Source organism: Kaistella sp. (assembly GCF_041824135.1).
Taxonomy (GTDB): Bacteria; Bacteroidota; Bacteroidia; order Flavobacteriales; family Weeksellaceae; genus Kaistella.
Map to the genome: position 1 here is coordinate 1 of NZ_JBGZYM010000110.1, position 7,821 is coordinate 7,821.

The 7,821-nt window shown below is 35.3% G+C and carries 10 protein-coding genes; 3 read left to right on the top strand and 7 right to left on the bottom strand.

The window, feature by feature from the left end; all coding sequences use genetic code 11:
• Positions 1–24 precede the first annotated feature (24 nt).
• Together gltX and ACEYOS_RS13920 are read left to right on the top strand one after the other, a co-directional pair.
• The gene (gene gltX, locus ACEYOS_RS13915; RefSeq protein WP_373707465.1) at positions 25–1,536 is read left to right on the top strand and encodes a glutamate--tRNA ligase; all 1,512 of its coding nucleotides are present in this window, start codon (positions 25–27) and stop codon (positions 1,534–1,536) included.
• A 47-nt stretch (positions 1,537–1,583) separates the two neighbouring features.
• On the top strand, positions 1,584–2,540 hold the full coding sequence (locus ACEYOS_RS13920) for an acetyl-CoA carboxylase carboxyltransferase subunit alpha (protein WP_373707466.1): 957 nt from the start codon (positions 1,584–1,586) through the stop codon (positions 2,538–2,540).
• A gap of 77 nt (positions 2,541–2,617) precedes the next feature.
• Here ACEYOS_RS13920 and ACEYOS_RS13925 read toward each other — a convergent pair whose 3' ends face one another.
• Together ACEYOS_RS13925 and rpmH are read right to left on the bottom strand one after the other, a co-directional pair.
• Positions 2,618–3,328 (bottom strand): cell division ATP-binding protein FtsE, encoded by a 711-nt coding sequence (locus ACEYOS_RS13925; protein ID WP_373707467.1) that lies wholly within the window; start codon positions 3,326–3,328, stop codon positions 2,618–2,620.
• A gap of 156 nt (positions 3,329–3,484) precedes the next feature.
• On the bottom strand, positions 3,485–3,643 hold the full coding sequence (gene rpmH, locus ACEYOS_RS13930) for a 50S ribosomal protein L34 (RefSeq protein ID WP_373707468.1): 159 nt from the start codon (positions 3,641–3,643) through the stop codon (positions 3,485–3,487).
• 363 nt (positions 3,644–4,006) lie between these two features.
• On the opposite strand from rpmH, the gene ACEYOS_RS13935 reads away from it, so the two are divergent.
• Complete coding sequence (locus ACEYOS_RS13935; RefSeq protein ID WP_373707469.1) at positions 4,007–5,014, top strand: bifunctional oligoribonuclease/PAP phosphatase NrnA; 1,008 nt, start codon at positions 4,007–4,009, stop codon at positions 5,012–5,014.
• A 9-nt stretch (positions 5,015–5,023) separates the two neighbouring features.
• Here the strand turns inward: ACEYOS_RS13935 and ACEYOS_RS13940 are convergent, their stop codons facing one another.
• From ACEYOS_RS13940 to ACEYOS_RS13960, 5 genes are all read right to left on the bottom strand, one after another.
• Positions 5,024–5,389 (bottom strand): DUF1304 domain-containing protein, encoded by a 366-nt coding sequence (locus ACEYOS_RS13940; protein ID WP_373707470.1) that lies wholly within the window; start codon positions 5,387–5,389, stop codon positions 5,024–5,026.
• Positions 5,390–5,410: 21 nt separating this feature from the next.
• Positions 5,411–6,193, bottom strand: a complete 783-nt coding sequence (locus ACEYOS_RS13945) for an alpha/beta fold hydrolase (RefSeq protein WP_373707471.1) — start codon at positions 6,191–6,193, stop codon at positions 5,411–5,413.
• 12 nt (positions 6,194–6,205) lie between these two features.
• Positions 6,206–6,712 (bottom strand): hypothetical protein, encoded by a 507-nt coding sequence (locus tag ACEYOS_RS13950; protein ID WP_373707472.1) that lies wholly within the window; start codon positions 6,710–6,712, stop codon positions 6,206–6,208.
• Between the two features lie 83 nt (positions 6,713–6,795).
• Complete coding sequence (gene dtd / locus ACEYOS_RS13955) at positions 6,796–7,245, bottom strand: D-aminoacyl-tRNA deacylase (protein ID WP_373707473.1); 450 nt, start codon at positions 7,243–7,245, stop codon at positions 6,796–6,798.
• A gap of 26 nt (positions 7,246–7,271) precedes the next feature.
• The gene (locus ACEYOS_RS13960) at positions 7,272–7,721 is read right to left on the bottom strand and encodes a hypothetical protein (protein ID WP_373707474.1); all 450 of its coding nucleotides are present in this window, start codon (positions 7,719–7,721) and stop codon (positions 7,272–7,274) included.
• Positions 7,722–7,821 lie beyond the last annotated feature (100 nt).

The window sequence follows — 7,821 nt, forward strand, 5'->3', positions numbered from 1 at the left end:
ATTTGCAACTTAAAATAAAGGAGAATGAGCAAAGTTAGAGTGCGTTTTGCACCAAGTCCAACCGGACCTTTACATTTAGGAGGAGTTAGAACTGCCTTGTACGATTATCTTTTCGCCAAAAATCAAGGCGGAGAATTTATATTGAGAATTGAAGATACCGACACTGCCAGATTTGTTGAAGGTGCAGAAGAATATATTATGGAAGCGCTGGAATGGTGTGGAATTATTCCTGATGAAAGTCCTAAGCATGGTGGGAAATTTGCGCCGTACAGGCAGTCAGAAAGACGCGACATTTATGACAGACACCTGGTTGAATTATTGAAAACCGACTATGCCTATATCGCCTTTGATACACCAGAAGAATTAGATGAAATTCGAAATGAGTTTGAAAAGAACGGTGAAGTGTTCGCTTATAATTATATTACCAGAAACCGATTAAAAAATTCTTTGACTTTATCAAAAGAAGAAGTTCAAAAATTAGTGGATGAAAAAGTTCCGTACGTGGTTCGTTTCAAAATGCCCGTAGATCGGGTTTTGAATTTAGAAGATATCATTCGCGGTAAATCTTCTGTGAACACCAATACTTTAGATGATAAAGTTTTAGTAAAGAACGACGGAATGCCAACTTATCATTTTGCCAATATTGTAGATGATCACGAGATGGAAATTTCTCACGTCATCCGTGGTGAAGAATGGTTGCCTTCTTTAGGTTTGCATTATTTACTCTATGAAGCAATGGGCTGGGAAAAACCAGAATTTGCGCATTTATCTTTAATTCTAAAACCAGAAGGAAAAGGGAAGTTGAGTAAACGAGACGGTGATAAATTCGGATTTCCAGTATTTCCGTTAAATTTCACCGATGCTGAGACTGGAACTGTTTCAAAAGGATACCGTGAAGAAGGCTATCTTCCAGATGCATTCATCAATATGGTTGCCTTGCTTGGTTGGAGTCCGGCGAATGATAGAGAAGTTTTAACATTAGAGGAAATGGTTGCTGAATTTGATTTAAATAAAGTTCATAAAGCTGGTGCAAGATTCAATAAAGAAAAAGCAGAATGGTTCAATAGCGAATATTTAAGATCAAAAACGGACGAAGAAGTTTTAGGACTTTTAAAGAATGTTGAGGGACTTAATCTTGCCAATTCAAGCGATGCTCAATTATTGCAGATCATTTCATTAATGAAAGAAAGAGCGGTTTTTGTGAGAGATATTTACAATGATGGGAAATTCTTTTTCGAAGCTCCAACTCAGTATGATGAGAAAGCAGTAAAGAAGTCTTGGAATGAAGCTGCCGTGGAAGTGATGAACGAATTTTCTTTAAAACTGCAGGATTCAGTATTCGAATCGGTAGCTTTAAAACAGGATATTCATGATTTTGCAGAAACGAAAAGTTTAGGAATGGGAAAAGTAATGATGCCACTTCGTTTGGCTTTGGTTGGCGAATTGAAAGGACCAGATGTGCCTGATATTATGCAAATCCTTGGAAAAGAAGAGACTATCGCAAGAATAAAAAATGCGGTCAATAATATCCAATAACTTTCTTTATTTTTTAGTAAATTTGAAGGATAATTTTAATAATAGAAATGGAATACTTAAGTTTTGAACTTCCGATAAAAGACCTGATGGATCAGTATCAAACCTGTTCATTGGTGGGCGAAGAAAGTGGTGTAGATGTCAAACTCGCCTGCTCGCAAATCGAAGATAAAATTATAGAAAAGAAAAAAGAAATCTATCATAACCTAACGCCGTGGCAGAGAGTACAACTTTCCCGTCATCCGGATCGTCCTTATACTTTGGATTTCATTAAAGGAATCACCGATAAAGACAGTTTCTTAGAATTACATGGTGATAGAAATTTCGCTGATGATCCTGCCATGATCGGTGGTTTAGCGACTATTGACGGACAAAGAGTAATGATCATCGGAACTCAGAAGGGAAGAACGACGAAGGAAAGACAATTCCGAAGATTCGGAATGAGTAATCCGGAAGGTTACCGAAAAGCCTTAAGATTAATGAAGCTCGCTGAAAAATTCCACATTCCTGTAATTTCTCTAATTGATACACCGGGAGCTTATCCTGGTTTAGAAGCGGAAGAACGCGGACAAGGTGAAGCGATTGCCCGTAATATTTTTGAAATGACCATGCTGAAAACTCCAATTTTCGTTTATATCATTGGTGAAGGAGCGAGTGGTGGAGCATTGGGAATTGGCGTTGGAAACAAAGTTTACATGCTTGAAAATACTTGGTACACGGTAATTGCGCCAGAAAGTTGTTCATCAATCCTTTGGAGAAACTGGGATCATAAAGAAGATGCAGCGAATGCATTGAAATTGACGCCTGCTGATGCATTAAAAGAAAAGTTCATTGATGGAATCGTAGAAGAACCGCTTGGTGGTGCACACTACGAACCACAAGTTGCGTATGATCATTTGAAAGCGTCTATTCTTCAAAATATCAAAGCGTTTTCTAAATTTACCGGTAAAGAATTAGAAACTCAGAGACAAGATAAATTTATTGCAATGGGTCAATTCAAAGGTTAAGAATTGATCATCTAAATTAAATAGAAAAATCCTGTAAGCAATTACAGGATTTTTTATGTTTTGAAGTGAATTGAAATTTATTCGAAAAGTTCAGCCGTATTTAAAACCGTTACTTTTCCGTCTTCACATCTGATTGCTTCTCCCGGGAAGTTTTGAATCATATGGTAGTCATGAGTTGCCATTACAACTGCAGAATTATTTTCAAAAGCAACTTGCTTTAATAAGGTCATAATTTCGTTAGAAGTTTCTGGATCCAGGTTACCAGTCGGCTCATCTGCTAAAATCAATTCTGGATGATTTAAAAGCGCTCTGGCGATCGCGACACGCTGTTGCTCGCCACCGGAAAGTTCGTGTGGCATTTTGTGCTTCTTGGATTTCATTCCAACACTTGCCAATACTTCATTGATCCGGTCATCCATTTTGGTTTTGTCATCCCAGCCAGTCGCCTCAAGGACGAACTTTAAATTCTTTTCAACAGTTCTGTCTGGAAGTAATTGAAAGTCTTGAAAAACGATTCCCAACTTTCTTCTTAGATTAGGAATTTCTGAGGGTCTCAATTTCGCTAAATCAAATCCTGCGATATGCCCTTGTCCAGAACTAAGCGGAATATGTCCGTAAAGTGTTTTCAACAATGAACTTTTCCCAGAACCTGTTTTCCCGATAAGGTAACAGAATCTTCCTTTTTTAATATTCAGGTTAACTTCATTAAGTACGGTGAAATTCTTCTGTGCAATTTTTGCATTTTTCAGATGGATTACATCTTGACCTTCCTGATAAGTATGTGGCATATCGACTTTGATTATTATTGATAATTGGGTTGCTGTAACAGCAGCTCAAAAGTAGAAAAAATCTTTCTGTTGAACGTACACTTTAGCAAATTTTAACAACAAAAAATGCTTGAAAATGTACTTTTCAAGCATGATATGTTATGATAATTCCAGAGATTATCTCTTAGCGCGTTGTGCACTTACTGTTAAACTCTTTCTGCCTTTTGCTCTTCTAGCAGCCAATATTCTTCTACCGTTAGGTGTTGACATTCTTAAACGGAAACCGTGTTTGTTTCTTTTTTTTCTTACAGATGGTTGAAATGTTCTTTTTGGCATTGCGATTATTTTTAAGTAAAAACTATATCTTATTTTTCAGACTGCAAATATAGGAAACTTTTTATTTACTACAAACTATATTTTAAATATTTATAAAAGAAAAAGAGACGAACTCCTAAAAGTAAATTTCTTCCTTATCTTAATTTGAATTTTTATTTTTTAATCAACTTATTAGTAGAGCTTTTCCCTTCTTTCTTTTCCATTTTCAGGATGTAGTCTCATTTCTTAAAAGTGTCGAATCTTTTAAGATCTTCACTTTAAAATTAATTCTATTTAACGGTTCAATTGAGTTTTTCATACAAGTGCTTGTCCTAAAATAAAAACAAAACCTATCTTTGCTCTTCTTAAAAAATATCCCAATAAATGTTTACTTCTACCGAAATTTCAGAGATTAAAGAACTTTTAATACCCAACCATAAAATTGTTATTATCACGCACTATAATCCTGATGGTGATGCAATTGGGTCCAGTTTAGGATTGAAACATTTTCTGAAACAAAAGGGTTTAGAAGCCGACGTGATCGTTCCAAATGATTTTCCTAAGTTTTTGAAATGGATGCCTGGCGCCAAGCAAGTTATCATTGCTGACTACAAAAGGAAACAAGCTGGAGAAGCCATTTATAATGCTGATGTTATTTTCATCTTAGATTTTAATGCTTCTCATCGAAGTGGGAATTTGGTCGGACCTTGGATTGAAAAAGCACGAGCAACAAAAATTTTAATTGATCATCATCAACAGCCAGATGATTTTCATTACGTGTATTCTGATGTAACAGTTCCGGCGACGTCGCAAATGGTTTATCATTTTATTCAGGAATTGAATGAAGAGAATTTAGTTAATAAAGATATTGCAGAATGTCTTTACACAGGAATTATGACCGATACAGGTGGTTTTCGTTTCCGCTCTACCAGTGCAACAACGCACAGAATTACCGCCAATTTAATTGAAAAAGGCGCAGATCCTGCCATGATTACTTCAAATACTTGGGATACAAATACGGTTTCAAGACTGCATCTTTTGGCTTTAATTTTAGGCAGAATTGAAGTTGTAAAAGATGGAAAAGTGGCGATTCTTTGGTTAAAGCGTGATGAGTTGAAAGAATTTGGTTTCCAAAAAGGAGACACTGAAGGTTTTGTGAATTACGGTTTAAGTATTATGGGGACGCAAGTTGCAGCATTTTTCATGGAAGATTTATATGATGATTTTATTAAAATCTCTTTCCGTTCCAAAGATGATGTCGATGTGAATCAATTTTCCAGAAACCATTTTAACGGTGGCGGACACATCAATGCCGCTGGTGGAAAATACATGAAATCCATCGAAGAAACCATCGAAGATTTTAAAGAAAAAATTGAGCAGGAGGAATTTTAGATGTAGAAGTTATCTGAGTGCAACAAATAACAACGCTACAATTGCAGGCAATGCCTGAACAAAAAAGATTTTCTTAGAAGCCGTTAGTGCACCATAAATTCCCGCGACAACTACGCAGCCCAGAAAAAAGTGCGCTACATTTTCTGACCATTCTGGATTAGAAATAAATAAAGACCAGATCAGTCCAGTCGATAAAAAACCATTATACAATCCTTGATTGGCAGCTAATGTTTTCGTTGGTTGAAATAGTTCGTCTTTCAAAGCGCCTTTAAAGGTTTTCTTTCCTAGAGTTTCCCAGGCAAACATTTCCATATATAGAATATAAAGATGCTCCAGCGCTACAATTCCTATCAGTATTTTCGAAATTATTTCCATGCGGAATGTTCTGTTATTAGGTTAAAAAACGAAATTTTTTGGCAGATGGTGAAGTAGTTCTGTATTAATTATTTCTGCGCAAATACTAGGTTTTTCCCAATGTCCATTGTGACCACAGTCCAATACATAAGATTTAATATTGGTTTTATCCGGTAGATTACTTATCACTAGATCTGTTTTGACGGCATTGTCATGTTTACCTGTAATCACAAGAATTTTTCCTTCAAATTGATCGAGAACAGAAGTTTTATCGCCCCTTTCAATCATTCCTTTTACGGCAGCCAGTACTCCGTCATTATTTGTAGATAATGCAATTTTCTTGGCATGTTCTATTTTTCCTTCTAAAAAATCTTTTTCATTTGGATTAAATAAATTCGGAACGCCCGCATTTACGTACGCAGGAAAAGCTTCTTTAATAATTCGTAAGCTTTTATGACGCTGCTCTTTTTTCTCTTCATCATCCGCAAAATAGGAGGAAAAAAATAAGGTAATACTTTTCAGAATTTCAGGAAACTTTTCTGTAAATGCCAAAGTGGTGTAGCCGCCCATAGAATGTCCGAGTAAATGAAACTCTCCGATATTTAAAGAATCGGTGACTTTTTTTACTTCGGTTGCCATGAATTTCATGGTGTGAATTTCACCCTTCACTTTAGATAGACCATGTCCTGGCAAATCGATTTTAATTAAAGTGAATTGATCAGAAAGATGAGCAGCCATCTCTTCCCAAATCGTTAAGTTTTCCATAAAACCATGGAGTAGAACAAGGTGCTCTTTTCCGCTGCCGGATATTTTGTAATTCAACATATTTCGTAATTTTTAAAAGTAAATATCGATATAATCTACGAATCCCGAAGAATTAATTTTATTTTGAAGTCTCCAGAAATTCCCTTTTCCTTCATCGGAGAAAGTCGTTTTCTTGTTTCTTTTATAAACAGTTCCATTAATTTTCTGTGTGATTTCACCATCGAAATTCAAATGCTTTTCTGTCACTTTTTTGATCGTTCCTTTAATTTCTAAAGTATTTTTTCCCGACTTTGCATTTCCTGAAATCTCATATAAATCTCTTCCTGTATTTTCAAAATTGACACTTCCTGTAAAGCCAGACGTCTCATCCGATGTAAATTTAAGCTGATGTTTTCCGCTCAAATCTTTTAAAACATTTTGCTGGTTTTTAAGCGCAGTTTTTTCATTCAGTTTTTGTCGTTCAACATTAATGGATTCTATTTTCTTGTTCTCAGCAGAAATAACCATGGAGTTGTCAATCTCTTTTTTGGAGCAGGATAAAATGGATAGGATAGAAATTAGGAGAATCGTTTTCTTCATTTTTGGTAATACTATTTTCCTCAAATTTAATTAAAAATTTGAGTTGAGAATTAATTTACAAGAATCTTAAAAGAGAATTTTGCTTAAAGTTTCGTTTTAGAATCCATAACAATCGTTACAGGTCCGTCATTTAATAAAGAAACCTTCATGTCTGCGCCGAAAATACCGCTCTCAATTTTTAAATTCGATTGAGCAATTTCTGTTTTGAAATAGTCAAATAATGGAATGGCTTTATCTGGTTTAGCTGCTTTGATAAAAGAAGGGCGATTTCCTTTTTTATAATCTGCAATTAAAGTAAACTGACTGATGCAAAGGATTTCTCCCGTAATATCCAAAACAGATAAGTTGAGTTTTCCATCTTCATCACCAAAAATCCTTAAGTTCAAAATTTTCTGAACAAGCCAGTCGGCATCGGCTTTTTCATCTTCTTCATCGATTCCTATTAATAAGAGTAAGCCATGGGAGATTTCGCCTACTATTTCACCATCAACTTTTACATTGGCTTCAGAAACTCTTTGGATAACTGCTTTCATTTTAGAAGATTGATTTAAAATCTGGTTTAATAATAAACAGATAAAATTTTAGTGTTCGTATCGTAACTGTAAGGATAGGTTTTGGGAGGAACTTGGGCGATTTTTGTAGGTTCGCCAGTGATGGTAATCCATTCTGCTCCATCTTTAGGACAAACTATTTTAATATCATTTTCCACACTTAAAGTAGTGTCGCCATCTGGACAAATATGTGGTGCATTTCGATCAAAAACTTTGAAACCATTAGTCGTCCTTACCACAATTAATCCTCTCGTTCCGGCTTGCTGTTCGTTGACATAAATCCAGCCGCCAACATTCTGTAAATTAAAATAAGTAGGAAGATTAAGATTCAAAATAACATTGATCGGCGTGTTTGGGAAGCAACTTACCGTTTCTTCACGGTTGCTGCAGGAAGTGAAATTTAAAATACTAAATAGTAGAATTATAGAGAAAAAGGCTTTGGATATATTTCCTTTCATTTAAAATAAATTTATATCTTTGTGAAACAATCAACACAAAAAACATTGTCCGACAAATGTCGGATTATTTTTTTATACTAACGTTAAATATTAGAAATTA